Consider the following 13,025-nt stretch of genomic DNA (forward strand, 5'->3'; position numbering starts at 1 on the left):
TTACATTGCCATTAAAGAATCAAAAGTTAACCAGTACGTTTATAGCTCTGTAAACCCGGTTTAATTGATTTTTCATCTAAAAATTGTTTCAAACCTTCTTGGCGACCATTTTCTGTATCACGATGGATACATTGATCTAACTTGGCATATAAATAGTCTTCGTTTTGATCCCATGTCAGTTCACGACAACGTTTAAAGCCATTTTTAGCAGTACGAAGCACTACAGGGTTTTTCTCAAGTAGGCAATTTGCAAGCTCAGTCACTTCTGCTTTTAGCTGTTCAAGTGGTACGCTTTTATTTACCAGTCCCATAGTTTCGGCTTCTTTACCACTAAAGGTTTTACCCGTCATGATGTAGTACAAAGCTGCACGGTGGCCCACAGTATCGGCCATTGCTTTACTTACAAGGTTACCAGGTGGGATACCCCAGTTAATTTCAGATAAACCGAAAGTTGCTTCATCTGCTGCAATCGCAAGATCACACGCCACTAATGGTGAGAAACCGCCTCCGAAACACCAGCCGTTAACCATTGCAATGGTTGGTTTTGAATACATACGAAGAAGTTGCCACTGCCAACGACATGAGTCACGGCGAATACGTTCTTGATAAATTTCAGGTTGAGTGTCGACTTCGCGGAAATATTCTTTCAAGTCCATGCCAGCTGTCCAAGAGTCACCCGCACCAGTTAGTACTAAAACACGTGCATCTTGATCAAGTTCTATGGCTTCAAGTACATCAATCATTTCACGATTGAGTGTAGGGCTCATGGCATTTTTCTTTTCTGGGCGGTTTAGTGTAACCCAGGCAATTCCATCTTCAACTTTAACATCTACGGTTTCCCAGCGATTTTCATAAGTCATCTTCATACTCCTTGAATGATTTTGTGATGTTCTGGGATTTAATTTAATATCAGTTAAACTTACATTCAAGTCTTTTTTCTAAAATTTAATAATTATTTTATAAATATATGTAATTTAAATAAAAATTAATTTAATAAACAATTTAACATAAAAATATGTTGATTTTTTAGTAAGTTTAACTGATATTTTTGGTGTGTTTAAACAACAATACACAAAGGGCTAAATGGAACGACTAGTCAATAAAGGACAACACAATGGAAAAGATATTAGGACAGTCTGCAAGGGCAAAGATTACGTTACTACTTTGTTTTGCAATCGCAATTTTTGAAGGTTTTGATCTTCAATCAATGGGGGTAGCCGCTCCACGAATGCGGGCTGAGTTTATGTTGGACAATGGCCAGATGGCATGGGCATTTAGTGCTGCAATTTTAGGAACACTACCGGGTGCAATATTAGGTGGCAGATTTGCAGATATTATTGGGCGTAAGAAAATTCTGATTTTTAGTATTCTGCTTTTTGGAATTATGTCTTTGCTAACGGCCTATGCTGCCAACTTTAGTTTGCTATTGCTCATTCGTTTTTGTACGGGTTTGGGAATGGGCGGGGCACTCCCGATGATGATTACTCTTGCCTCTGAAGCTGTACCTGACCAGCACAAGGGTAAAGCGGTAAGTGTCATGTATAGCGGCATTCCTTTCGGTGGCTTGCTGACTTCTGTGGTTGCCATGTCGTTGGCAGGCGATGCAGAGTGGCGTCATATTTTCTATATTGGTGGTATTGCGCCTATTTTATTAATTCCACTCATCATGCGCTTTTTACCTGAGTCAAATGATTATCTGCAACGTAAAGTTCAGGCACAAAAAACCACACCATTCTTTGAAGTTCTATTTGCCAAAGAGCGCCGCATGTCGACCATTCAGCTTTGGGTGAGTTTTTTCTGTACCTTAGTGGTGCTGTATTTCTTGTTGAACTGGTTGCCGCTACTTATGGGGGCGCAAGGCTTATCGAAACTTCAGGCAAACTATGTGCAGATGGGCTACAACGTTGGTGGAATTTTAGGTTCAATCTTAATGGGGGTATTACTTGATAAAATACGCATGAGTTTTGTGATTAAGCTGATTTATCTAGGTATTTTATTCTCACTTTGCTGCTTGGCAATTTCTCCAACTGTAGCTTTACTGGCACTTTCGGCAGTCGGCTGTGGTTTATTCATTGTGGGTGGACAATCGGCATTGTACGGTTTAGCCGCAATGTATTATCCGACTGAAATGCGTGGAACCGGAGTAGGTGCGGCGGTTGCAATTGGGCGTATAGGTTCTTTTGCAGGACCTTTAATGGCTGGTTTTTTACTTTCACTTGGACAAAGCTCGACCATTGTGATTGGTTCAAGCATTCCAGTGATCTTAATTGCAGCGATCTCTGCATTACTTCTTGTCAAAAAACCTAAACAGCCTGTACATTTAGTACAAAGCTCAGGTGCTCGCTAAGTTTTAACGAAAGTATGGGGGTAAGCCTCATACTTTCACTACAGATTTTCTTATGATGAATGAAAGGTTATGGTACGTTCAAATTTAGTTCAGAAAAAAATAGAAGATGAGCCTAAGTTAAGTTACATGATTGCTCGTGTTGACCGAATTATTAGTAAACATTTAACAGAACATTTAAAAGAGCTTGAAATTACCTTGCCGCAATTTACGGCACTTTCTGTTTTAGCTTCAAAAAGTAACGTATCTAATGCCAAGCTTGCTGAACGCTCTTTCATAAAGCCACAATCTGCCAATAAAATTTTGCAAGATTTACTGGTTAATGGCTGGATTGAAAAGAAACCTGACCCAACCCATGGCCGCCGTATTTTAATTACACTCACCGAAAGTGGTGTTGAAAAACTCAATAAATGCAATGAAGTTGTATCCAAAGTTGAAGAGAAAATGCTTGAAGGCATTGATATCAATTTGGCTTATTTAATTCGTAATAATCTCGATATTATGGTGAATAATCTTAAAGGCCTTTGATCGAATGTAGTTTGCAATCTAATCGTTTAAAGTCTATAGAAATGCTTAAGCACTGATTCACACAGAAAATTTATTTCATTTTGCAAATGAACTTGCTAGCATCGAAGTGACGTTTTTGGTGATGTGTGGCAGCAAATGTCTTCAGGACAACAAGTTTTACTTAAATTAAGAAAAATGATTATTTCAGGGGAATTTGAGGGCGGTGCGAGAATTGCCGAGATTCCCACTGCCGAGTTACTTGGAGTTTCTAGACAGCCTGTTCGTATTGCATTTCGGTTGCTTGAACAAGAAGGTCTTCTCCTTAAAAACCCAACTCGCGGATATACTGTTCGTGAAATTTCAGAACAACTGGTTCATGATGCGCTTGAAGTGCGAGGTGTGCTTGAAGGATTGGCTGCGAAAACTTTGGCAGAACAAGGTTTAAGCGAAGAGCAGAAAAAGACCCTCCAACATTGCATTCAAGAAACTGAAAAACTCTTTAATGAAAAAGACGAGTTTGGTGATGTTGAACTGGAACGTTATCACCATTTTAACGTCATTTTTCATGACACGATTATTGAGGGCGCGCAAAATGTTGCGCTCATACAAGCTTTAGCAAAAAACAATCAATTGCCGATGGCTTCAGCCCAAGCCATTACCTATGATGAGAAGCAAGCTTTGTCGGAATATCGCCGTTTGCACTATGCACATTTACAGCATTGTTCAATTTTTGATGCGTTGGTACATCGACAGGCAGGGCGAGCTGAAACCTTAATGCGTGAGCACAGTAGTGTTGTAATTTTAGGTGAAACCCTAAAAAGTGTTTTAAACGCTTAAATGGAATAAGTTCCTTTATTTTTGAATAAAGGAACTTAACTATTAAAGCTCAATCACAAGATTTTTGGTTTTTGCACGAGAACAGCAGGGCGTAAACTGATCGTTCAGCGCATGTTCATCTTCAGTCATAAACATATCGCGATGATCTGGGGTGCCTTCAACAACGCGGGTAATACACGTGCCGCAAATACCTTGCTCACATGAAACAGGAATATCAAAGCCATTTGCAATTAATGCTTCAGTTGCAGTTTGATCTGGTAATACTTCAATTCGTCGCCCCGTACCTTTAACTTCAATAGTAAACGCTTCATTGCTAGAAGCTTCTGCCTTTTGCGCAACGAAATGCTCTTGATGTAGTTGCTCGCTATGCCAATTCGCTTGCTCGGCTGAGCGCATGACAAATTGCATAAATCCTGTAGGCCCACACACATAGAGGTGTTTATCAGGTGACGCTTGGCTTAAAACCTCTGCCATATTACATTCGGTGTGTGGTTGATCTTGAATGTGAAAATGGACTTGGTCACCAAAGTGCTCGGTTAAATTGCCATAGAAGGCAATCATTTCATGGCTACGAACAAAGTAATGTAATTCAAAAGGAATATTGGACGCCTTAAGCCGATATGCCATCGACAAAATGGGGGTAATGCCAATACCACCGGCAAATAAAACAGCTTGTTTAGTTTGAGGGTGAATCTCAAATAAATTACGTGGTTCACCAATTTTTAAATGGTCGCCCTCACGATATTCAGTGTGAATACAACGTGACCCACCACGTGAATTGGCATCATGTAAAACTCCAATTACATAACGATGTTTTTCACTACAACAGTTTGAAATTGAATATTGACGGGTTAGACCGTTTTTAAGATGCACATCAATATGGGCACCTGCTTCAAAATTCGGTAGCTCTGTACCATTTGCTGCAATCAGTTCAAAGGCACGAATGGTCGGGGTGAGCTGGTGAATTTTTTGAATAATAACGTCCATGTTCATGCTCCTTTAAATAATCCGAATGTTTGGAAACTTCTGTGCGGATGTTTCAGGAGGCGTTTTATTTTCTTCGGCAAGTAGTCGGTCAATTACCTTGCGTGACTGTACACCGCCTGCATCGATGTTGAGCATCAGTAACTTGCGATGTGGATTATTCAAAATGTTTTGCTGCTGTTGCTCAAGCATTTCTAAATCTTCAGTAAAGATTTTGCCTTGGCCTTCACGAATTTGGTCAGTGAGTTCAGCATTGTCCGGTTGGAAATTACGTGCCATTCCCCAGAAATACCAATGTGAGGTTTCAGTTTCCGGTGTAATAAAGTCTACAACAATTGAAGAAACTTTTTTGTCATTTGGCGCGTTATAACCGCCGTGTCCAGCATGTGCTACACCGACTTCAATATGCACATTGCTTGGGGCAAAAAAATGACAACGTTGCCAACGGTCAACTGGTACATCATCTGCCAAATGATTACCGCGCAGGGCCATTTGCCAAAATGGAGGTGCGATCACATTTTCCATGTAACGCTCAGTAATGACGTGGTCACCATCTACTTTCGTCACTGGCAATGATTCATCAATCTCTTTTTGTCCAATACTGCTTGAGTGAACATAGGTCTCGTGGGTTAAATCCATAAGGTTATCGACCATCAGGCGATAATCACAGTGAATGTGAAATAGACCTCCGCCATAGCTCCATTCAGGATGATCTGCCCACTCTAAAGTTGGAAGTTTTGCTTCATCTGCTAAAGCTTTTTCACCTGGCCATATCCAAATAAAACCGAACTTTTCAACAACTGCATATGCTTTGTTGCAAGGGAAACCGTTTACACGCTGAGCTGGCATTGAAACAGTTTTTCCGTCACAACCCATCACTAGGCCATGATAACCACATACAAGATTTCCATCTTCGACATAGCCAAGTGAAAGTGGGGCACCACGATGGGGACAAAAATCTTCAACGGCTGCAACTTGGTTTTCTTTGCCACGGTAAAAAACAATTTTTTCACCGCAGATCGTACGACCTAATGGTTTGTCTTGGATTTCTTCTGGGCGGCAGGCAACATACCAAGCATTTTTAATAAACATTGTGACGACTCCTTATCACTTATTGGATCCAATTTATAATAAATAAAAATATTGGTCAATTGATAAGCAGTATATTTTTTTAAAAATATTGTTCTTTGGAATCGATTATTTTGTATATTTTTAATTGCTATTAAAGACTTTTGTATTTACTTTAAATTTTAGAGGCTAAATTTTTATTCATCTTAATTTGGATCCATAATGGCTATGGTTAAGCCATTATGGGAGTGTAAAGATTTAGAAATTAACCGTGTAGTGAAGCATCAAGCGTTGTTCATCCAGACTTTTGCCATGTTTGGTGTCGTAGTTAATATTTAAGAAAAGAAACTTAAGATTTTTAACCCAGGCATTTAGGTCGTATTGAATCAACACGTCACTTTCTTGCTCAAAATCATTTTGATTCATGGTCTGAAATGAATCGCCATAAATATATTTATAGGTGATTTTTAGACCCTTGATGTAATCTTTAAAGTCATATGAAGCAACGAAATGATAAGATTTTTCATCTGCTTTGGTAAACGCGCCTAAGGTCCAGTTCACCATATGCGGGATGGGCATATTGTCGAGTTTTGGGATGCCATCTTTGCCAAAATTTTCTTGATAGCCAATTCCGGTTGTAAAGTTGCCATGTTTAATGAAATGCATAGCGCCTACGGATGTATTGTCATATTCTCCAAGTTTTGATTTGCCGACATCATCATGGCGAAACACACGTAATTTTGTGGTGTGCTGCTTTGTCCATTGATAATCAAAAGCAAAGTAACTTTGATTGATGAGGTCGGTTAAGTAACCATTGTAAAATTTCCAATTATATTGAGGCGCTTTTCCATCCCACTGGAAAAAGTAAAGCCCATCAGATTCATGTTTTGAGATGGCAAGTTTGTGATAGTCCTCCTCATTTTTTGGCGAATAACGGTTAATCAAACCCAGCTCGAAATTTTGTTGTGGCGTCTTATATTTTAGTTCCAAGCCTTTATAGTTCACTCGTAATTGATGTGTATCGACTTGTGGGGTAAGTGGTGAGTCGGGAATAATTTCCCCTATATTTATCCGAAAGTTTTGATATTCAATTCCAGCACCTAAGCCATATTTAACTTGGTCTTGCGCTTGTTTTTTTGTGTCAGGGTCAAAGGGTATGACCATATCATTGGTGTGTTGATCGTTACTTAGGCGATATGCATATTGAATGCTTGGATTGAGGTGTAGCTGAACATCATTAAGTTTGGTTGTCCAGTCACCACGATAGATCAAGCCTTGACTCAAGCTATGGGTATCGGGACTCGTATCATTTTCATATTGTCTGTCGAAGTTAAATGTTTTTAGTGTGAGTGTATTTTGAAAATTAACATCTACTGCACTGTGAGCTAAACAGCAGGCAAGGGTTGTCCCTGAGAAGAAAATCCCATAAATAAAAATATGCTTCATTTTTAAATCCGTTTAAAAGCGTTTTACTGTTCTAAATCCGGCATGGCTGGTGGCAAGGTCGAGTTCTTGTGGATGCCTCGCGGCAGCACGATAACGCGCGCAATAGTTGGTTGCGCATAAATAAGACCCACCTTTAATCGTGTATTGCAAAATCTGTTCGTGACTTTGCCGATATTTCGATGGATCTCCCATATGGTGATCTCGTGGTCCTGTATAGGGTGTTTGCGTCCATTCCCATACATTGCCAATCAAGTCATATAGCCCAAAGGGGTTTTTACTAAAACAACCAACAGGGGCAACATCCTTAAAACCATCTTCCTTTATGTTCTTATAAGGAAATTCACCTTGCCAGAAGTTGGCTACAATATGGCCTTCGTGAGTAGGGCCAATATCGGAGTTTTGCTGAAAACCTTTGGCTGCATATTCCCACTCAAGTTCGGTCGGTAAGTCATGACCCAGCCAGTTTGCATAAGCGTAGGCATCATTCCATGTCACCATGCGAACAGGCTCATGAGGCGCGGGTTGTTTAGGGTTGTTTGGACCCCATGGGTGTTTCCAATTGGCGCCTTTTTCAAATTTCCACCATTGTAGCTCTTCAACTGGATGATTTGGCTGTACAAACATAGCCGCGCCACCTTGCTTTTCTGCATCGGTGACATAACCCGTTTGTTTAACAAACTCTTGAAATTGAGCATTGGTGACCTCAGTTGCGTCAATTAAAAAAGCGGGAACTGAAGTTGCCTGTAAGTTTAATGGACGTTCATCTTCATAACCTTGTGTGGTACCTAAAACAATTTTTCCTTGAGGAAGTTTGACCATGCCCGCTTCTTTATTTTTAGGCCAACCCGAAGGAAGGCCCGAATAAGAAGTACATTTAGCTTTACTGCCTAAATCGGGTAAGGTGGCCTGTTTTAGTTGAGGCGTGGTTTTTTGGCATGCACAAAGTAAGAGGAACGATGAAAGCATCATGATCTGTTTCATCTGGTTTTCTCTACTTTTTGTTGTATTGCTCAAAATCCACGACACCATTTTCATCGGCATATCTTAAATATTTATCATTTAAGACTTTGACGATCTCAGGATGTTCTGCGTAAAAATTATGTTGCTCATTAAAATCTGTTTTTAAATTGTAGAGTTCCCAGCCATGGCTTTTAAATTTAGAAGGTGAGTTTTCAACAAGTTTCCATTCGTCAGTTTTGGCGTAGCGGCTGCCATGTAACTCTTTAAAGTCATAATAATTAACAGGGCGAATACGGGCAGTATTATCCTTAAAAGCAGGGATCAGACTAAAACCAGATGGTTTAATTTTGGTGCTTGAAGTTGGATAAACCTGATTATTTTGAATGCCAGCTAGCTCCATCACAGTGGGGAATATATCTCTGACTGTCGCAAAGTTATTATTAATTCCACGTTGTTTAGAAATCTGAACAGGTGACTTAACAATAAACGGAACTCGCACACCGCCTTCTGAAGCAGCTGACTTCCAGTGGGTAAATGGTGTGCTGCTCACTTCGGCCCAGCGTGGTCCCATGTAAACATATGAGCTGGCTTTACCTATATTTTCATAGCGATTGTCGGCATCACCCATTGGGAAATTATGATCGCCACCTTCAGCGCCGTTATCTGACATAAACACTATCAAAGTGTTGTCATATAAATGATGCTTTTTAAGATATTGAATGACATCACCCACGCGGTCGTCTAACTGGGTAACCATGCCCGCATAAACTTCCATTTTACGCGCTTCATATTTGCGCTCTTGTGGGGTGAGTTCATTCCAGCTTTTGGTGCCTAAAGCTTGGTTACCACGCTCGACTGGGTATTCTGCATTTGCAGGAATTAATCCTAATTGCTTTTGTCTTTCAAAGCGTTGTTTACGAATTGCATCGTAGCCTTGATCGTATTTACCTTTGTATAAGTCTCTATAATGAGCAGGTGCTTGTAGCGGCCAGTGGGGAGCAGTATAGGCGAGGTAGGCAAAAAATGGTTTTTGCGCTTTATTTTTGTCTAAGTACTCAAAGGCTTTTTGTGTAAAAAAGTCGGTTGAGTAGTAATTATCAGGCAAAGTGGTCTTTTGACCATTTTCCGTGTATTGGGTGTTGCGCGGATAGTTTTTAGGCTGGTCTTTAAAGTGTAGATCGAAGCCATCGAGTAGAGCAAAAGATTGATCGAAACCACGGGCTTTAGGGTTTTGTTCGGGAGCATAGCCTAAGTGCCATTTACCGACCATGAAGGTGTAATAATCTTTAGTCTTTAAAATCTCTGCGAGTGTGTAAGCATTTTGCGTTAAATGACCTGAATAGCCATCAATTTTGAGTAGTGCACGCGGACTATCGGCGCCAACCAATTGTTCTTGCCGTTTTGAAGTTTCATACATAGCCCCTAAACCGACCAAGTGGTTATCTGCACCTGTCATAAGCTGTGCACGAGTCGGTGAACACATGGATGAAGCATGAAAATTAAAAAGCATTTTTCCTTGTTTTAACAAGCTGTCAATATGAGGGGTTTTAATTTCGCCGCCATAAGCGCTAATGTCTGAAAATCCAAGATCATCGGCCAGAATAATCATGATATTAGGTGGTTGTTGGTTTTTTGGAGGTGCTGCTTGCGTTGTGTAAAGCAATTGACTGGCAAAAAAAAGTCCCAATGTAAGCTGGCTTACTTTTTTGAATTTCATAACAACAATCCTTTGAAGTTTTATAAATGCATCTTGCATTTCCTAGAAATAAACTGAGCTTTCTTGGCTAAAAAATGCTCTGGAATCGATCATAATAGATTTTTTATTGTGGATCCATAAAAATATTAAAGCATTCTAATTTTATGTTTTTAATAATTTTATACTTATATAATTTATGTATTTATAGGGTTTTTAATAATCCGTTTATAATTTTAGTTGATTTTTTGGATCCAAATATTCAGTATAGAAAAAGAGCAGGATGCTCAAAAAATAAATATTCCTCTAGGTCATTATGGATACGGATGTGCATAACCACCCAATCGCTCATATAGCAATGTCGTGTGTATGTCTTATCCAAGGGAGATACACAAATGGAAAGAGACGTTCTAAGTGAGATCAATCAAAACAACATGAGCCGCTACCAATGGTTCGTCATTTTGATTTGTATCTGTCTCAATATTATTGATGGCTTTGACGTGATGGTAATGGCATTTACCGCTCCATCCGTGTCAGCAGAATGGTCACTTTCAGGGGCACAAATTGGTTTGTTGCTTAGTTCAGGCCTTTTTGGAATGGCTGCTGGTTCCATTTTTCTCGCGCCTTTAGCCGATAAAATCGGTCGCCGTTTACTCATCTTAGTTTGTCTTGTCATTGCAGGTCTGAGCATGTTGGGTTGTGCTTTAGTGCAAAGTCACGGCATGTTGGCTGCACTTCGGTTTATTACCGGAATTGGGGTGGGCGGCATTCTTGCGAGTAGTAATGTACTGGCAAGTGAATATGCCAACGCTCGTTGGCGTAGTCTCGCAGTGAGCTTAATGTCTACAGGTTATGGAATTGGCGCGACACTTGGCGGAGTACTATCACTGGCATTGATTGAGCATTTAGGTTGGCGCTCAATCTTTTTAGCAGGTGGAGTTACTACCATTGCAATGCTGCTGATCAGTGCGTGGTTGCTACCGGAGTCTTTAGATTACTTACTCGCGAAACGACCAAAACAGGCACTAGAACGAATTAATGCAACTGTAAATCGTATGGGGCTAAACAAATTACCAGTTATGCCACGTTATGAAAAAATCAGTACGCAAAATGGCAGTGAACTGGGCAAATTATTTGCTGGACAACTTGGATTTCAAACACTTTGTTTGTGGTTTGCCTTCTTTTTAGTGATGTTTGGCTTTTACTTCGTCATGAGCTGGACACCAAAAATTCTTATTTCAATGGGGATGTCGCCACACCAAGGCGTAGGTACCGGTATTTTAATTAGTATTGGCGGTATTTTCGGGGCAGCCATTATTGGTTTATTGGCATCACGCATGAAAATCTTCTATGCCTTAAGTTTATTTTTAGGGCTAACGTCTGCATGTGTTTTCCTATTTGTTGCAGTCTCATCTCAAGTCAGCATCGCACTCATGGTGGGTTTATTACTCGGCACTCTCATTAATGGCTGTGTAGCAGGCTTATATTCTATTTCTCCAACAATTTATGATGCCGAAATCCGTAGTCGCGGCGTGGGCTATGCAATTGGTTTTGGTCGTATTGGGGCAATTTTATCACCAACGGTCGCAGGCATTTTTCTGGATAAAGGGATAGCACCCGCAACGCTATATGCCTATTACGGTGTGGTCTTTATTTTGGCTATTTTCCTGATTTTGAGTTTGGGTAGCGCTTTTTACCGAAGTAAGAAAGAGCAAAACTTCTCACTTAAAACAGCACCTTAATCCATTAAAAATTAAATAGTTGAGATAAAAAATGAAAAAGACACCATTGTGGGTGGGGGTATGCTTGTGCCCATTATTTAGTCAAGTTGTGCATGCCGAGTTTATCGAAGACAGTAAAGCTGAGCTGACACTACGTAATTTTTACTTCGACCGAGACTACAAAAAAGACCCATATCCCTATACAGCAGCCAGAGATTGGGCGCAGGGTTTAATTTTTAAAGGACAGTCTGGTTATACCGAAGGTACGGTTGGGTTTGGTGTCGATGTACTGGCAATGGCAGGTTTTAACCTGATGGGAAATCGGGCTGATGAGTATGCACGTAGTGGCTTACTTCCAGTGAATACCGATAACTCACGTGATGATTATTATGGGAAAATCGGCATTACAGGCAAGGCTAAATTTAGAAAAAATGAGCTTTTTGTGGGGGATTTAGTTCCGCAATTACCAACCATTTTTTCATCGCCAGCGCGTTTGTTCCCACAGACTTACCGTGGTATCCGTTTTGTTTCAAATGAAATTCCAAATCTTCAACTCGAAGGATTTTATGTCGACGAAGTACGTCAACGTGATTCGATTCGTTATACCGATGTTGGAACGGACAATATCAACCATCGTTTTGACAAAGCGGCAACTACAGATTCTTTTTATACCTTAGGTGGAAGCTATCAGTTAAAAGACTACCGTTTGCGTGCTTACCATGCCGAACTCAAAGACATTTACCAGCAACAATTTTTAGGCTTTAACGGAAAACAACCTTTAAATGATCAACTTAATTTTTTAAGTGACGTGCGTTTTTTTAATAGTGAAGAAACGGGAAGCAAAAAAATAGGAGAAGTCGATAACCGTCATTTGAGCGGCCTATTTGGTTTGAACTATCAAAACCATACGGTTTCTTTGGGCTACATGCAGTCGTTTGGCTCGACTGGTCTGCCATTTTTGTCGGGAACTGAAAGTCCAGTCGTGCTTGATTTTATGAGTTCGGACTACTCAAATAAAGACGAAAAAGTCTATTCGATTCGTTATGAATATGACTTTAAAAATGCGCGGGTAGGTGATGTTTCATTAAACGGACTGCGTTTTATGACTCGCTACGCAAAAGGCGAAGACATTGATTTACTGCAATATGGCGATCAGCGTTTTAAAGAAGAGTCGATGGAATTTGATTTAGGCTATAAAATTCCTGAAGGTAAGCTAAAAGGTTTGGGAATGCGAGCTCGTTTTTCTCACTATCGCAACGACATGCCAAGTAATATGACATTTCATTCGACCAATGAAACGCGGTTAAATGTCGATTACACCTTTAAATTTTAATGCTCAATATTTAAGTAAATTAAAGATAAGTTAAAACATTGTGAGCAGCAATGTTTTAACTTTAGTTATCAACTGCACAAAATCCCTCTATAATACCGCCAATCTTATTAAAGCCACTTGGGTCTCTCATTA

The 13,025-nt window shown here is 40.0% G+C and carries 11 protein-coding genes; 5 read left to right on the forward strand and 6 right to left on the reverse strand.

Translation table 11 applies throughout. The features are described from left to right. Positions 1-26: 26 nt before the first annotated feature. A complete protein-coding gene (locus tag ACINWC141_RS02915; RefSeq protein ID WP_171061955.1) occupies positions 27-866 on the reverse strand; it encodes a p-hydroxycinnamoyl CoA hydratase/lyase in 840 nt (279 codons plus the stop codon). A 248-nt stretch (positions 867-1,114) separates the two neighbouring features. Here ACINWC141_RS02915 and mhpT point away from each other — a divergent pair, with 248 nt between their 5' ends. From mhpT to ACINWC141_RS02930, 3 genes are all read left to right on the forward strand, one after another. Then, positions 1,115-2,347, forward strand: coding sequence for a 3-(3-hydroxy-phenyl)propionate transporter MhpT (mhpT, locus tag ACINWC141_RS02920; RefSeq protein WP_009387729.1), 1,233 nt, complete (start codon positions 1,115-1,117; stop codon positions 2,345-2,347). Positions 2,348-2,416: 69 nt separating this feature from the next. Continuing rightward, entirely contained in the window at positions 2,417-2,872 is a 456-nt protein-coding gene (locus ACINWC141_RS02925) for a MarR family winged helix-turn-helix transcriptional regulator (protein WP_009387743.1), read from the forward strand. Between the two features lie 123 nt (positions 2,873-2,995). Next, complete coding sequence (locus ACINWC141_RS02930; protein WP_009387793.1) at positions 2,996-3,688, forward strand: GntR family transcriptional regulator; 693 nt, start codon at positions 2,996-2,998, stop codon at positions 3,686-3,688. 42 nt (positions 3,689-3,730) lie between these two features. Here the strand turns inward: ACINWC141_RS02930 and ACINWC141_RS02935 are convergent, their stop codons facing one another. From ACINWC141_RS02935 to ACINWC141_RS02955, 5 genes are all read right to left on the reverse strand, one after another. Beyond that, entirely contained in the window at positions 3,731-4,675 is a 945-nt protein-coding gene (locus ACINWC141_RS02935; protein WP_009387841.1) for a PDR/VanB family oxidoreductase, read from the reverse strand. A 12-nt stretch (positions 4,676-4,687) separates the two neighbouring features. Next, positions 4,688-5,764 (reverse strand): aromatic ring-hydroxylating dioxygenase subunit alpha, encoded by a 1,077-nt coding sequence (locus ACINWC141_RS02940; RefSeq protein ID WP_009387845.1) that lies wholly within the window; start codon positions 5,762-5,764, stop codon positions 4,688-4,690. Between the two features lie 234 nt (positions 5,765-5,998). After that, positions 5,999-7,186, reverse strand: coding sequence for an OprD family outer membrane porin (locus tag ACINWC141_RS02945; RefSeq protein ID WP_009387847.1), 1,188 nt, complete (start codon positions 7,184-7,186; stop codon positions 5,999-6,001). A gap of 12 nt (positions 7,187-7,198) precedes the next feature. After that, entirely contained in the window at positions 7,199-8,152 is a 954-nt protein-coding gene (locus ACINWC141_RS02950) for a formylglycine-generating enzyme family protein (RefSeq protein WP_081399996.1), read from the reverse strand. A 25-nt stretch (positions 8,153-8,177) separates the two neighbouring features. Beyond that, positions 8,178-9,863, reverse strand: coding sequence for an arylsulfatase (locus ACINWC141_RS02955; RefSeq protein WP_009387767.1), 1,686 nt, complete (start codon positions 9,861-9,863; stop codon positions 8,178-8,180). A 371-nt stretch (positions 9,864-10,234) separates the two neighbouring features. On the opposite strand from ACINWC141_RS02955, the gene ACINWC141_RS02960 reads away from it, so the two are divergent. After that, positions 10,235-11,581, forward strand: a complete 1,347-nt coding sequence (locus ACINWC141_RS02960) for an MFS transporter (protein ID WP_009387821.1) — start codon at positions 10,235-10,237, stop codon at positions 11,579-11,581. Positions 11,582-11,612: 31 nt separating this feature from the next. Next, complete coding sequence (locus ACINWC141_RS02965; RefSeq protein ID WP_009387731.1) at positions 11,613-12,893, forward strand: OprD family outer membrane porin; 1,281 nt, start codon at positions 11,613-11,615, stop codon at positions 12,891-12,893. Positions 12,894-13,025: the final 132 nt, after the last annotated feature.

The sequence above is a fragment of the Acinetobacter sp. WC-141 genome, from assembly GCF_000313935.1.
In the GTDB taxonomy this organism is placed as follows: domain Bacteria; phylum Pseudomonadota; class Gammaproteobacteria; order Pseudomonadales; family Moraxellaceae; genus Acinetobacter.

Bases quoted from the DNA above. Each gene is read 5' to 3' on its own strand.
- ACINWC141_RS02950 (WP_081399996.1), bottom strand. From the start codon at position 8,152: ATGCTTTCATCGTTCCTCTTACTTTGTGCATGCCAAAAAACCACGCCT.
- ACINWC141_RS02915 (WP_171061955.1), bottom strand. From the start codon at position 866: ATGAAGATGACTTATGAAAATCGCTGGGAAACCGTAGATGTTAAAGTT.
- ACINWC141_RS02965 (WP_009387731.1), top strand. From the start codon at position 11,613: ATGAAAAAGACACCATTGTGGGTGGGGGTATGCTTGTGCCCATTATTT.
- ACINWC141_RS02940 (WP_009387845.1), bottom strand. From the start codon at position 5,764: ATGTTTATTAAAAATGCTTGGTATGTTGCCTGCCGCCCAGAAGAAATC.
- ACINWC141_RS02960 (WP_009387821.1), top strand. From the start codon at position 10,235: ATGGAAAGAGACGTTCTAAGTGAGATCAATCAAAACAACATGAGCCGC.
- ACINWC141_RS02955 (WP_009387767.1), bottom strand. From the start codon at position 9,863: ATGAAATTCAAAAAAGTAAGCCAGCTTACATTGGGACTTTTTTTTGCC.
- mhpT (WP_009387729.1), top strand. From the start codon at position 1,115: ATGGAAAAGATATTAGGACAGTCTGCAAGGGCAAAGATTACGTTACTA.
- ACINWC141_RS02945 (WP_009387847.1), bottom strand. From the start codon at position 7,186: ATGAAGCATATTTTTATTTATGGGATTTTCTTCTCAGGGACAACCCTT.
- ACINWC141_RS02935 (WP_009387841.1), bottom strand. From the start codon at position 4,675: ATGGACGTTATTATTCAAAAAATTCACCAGCTCACCCCGACCATTCGT.
- ACINWC141_RS02925 (WP_009387743.1), top strand. From the start codon at position 2,417: ATGGTACGTTCAAATTTAGTTCAGAAAAAAATAGAAGATGAGCCTAAG.